Below are 360 nucleotides of genomic sequence, written 5' to 3' on the forward strand. Positions count from 1 at the left end.
CCGAACGCGAAGGTCAGATCGAACTTCGCGATCCGCAGCTCCGGAGCCACGAACTCCGCCCGCAGATCCCCGAGCCCAGGTGCGCCCACCGCCGTGTCACCCACGGTGAGCATCACCTGGAACAACGGATGCCGGGAAGCCGAACGCTCCGGATTGAGCACCTCGACCAGCCGGTCGAACGGAAGGTCCTGATGAGCCCACGCGGAAAGATCCGTCTCCCGCACCCGGCCCAACACCTCACGGAAGGTGGGATCACCACCCACATCCGTACGCAGAACCAACGTATTGACGAAGAAGCCCACGAGATCGTCGAGAGCCTGATCCGTCCGCCCCGCGACCGGCGAACCGATCGGGACATCA

At 64.7% G+C, this 360-nt stretch carries 1 protein-coding gene; it reads right to left on the reverse strand.

Annotated features, from left to right (window positions below; translation table 11 throughout):
* The coding region (locus IF00_RS42300; protein WP_037640602.1) for a condensation domain-containing protein at positions 1-360 on the reverse strand (360 nt) is incomplete at both ends.

The organism is Streptomyces flavochromogenes, assembly GCF_000717595.1.
Classification (GTDB): Bacteria; Actinomycetota; Actinomycetes; order Streptomycetales; family Streptomycetaceae; genus Streptomyces; species Streptomyces flavochromogenes.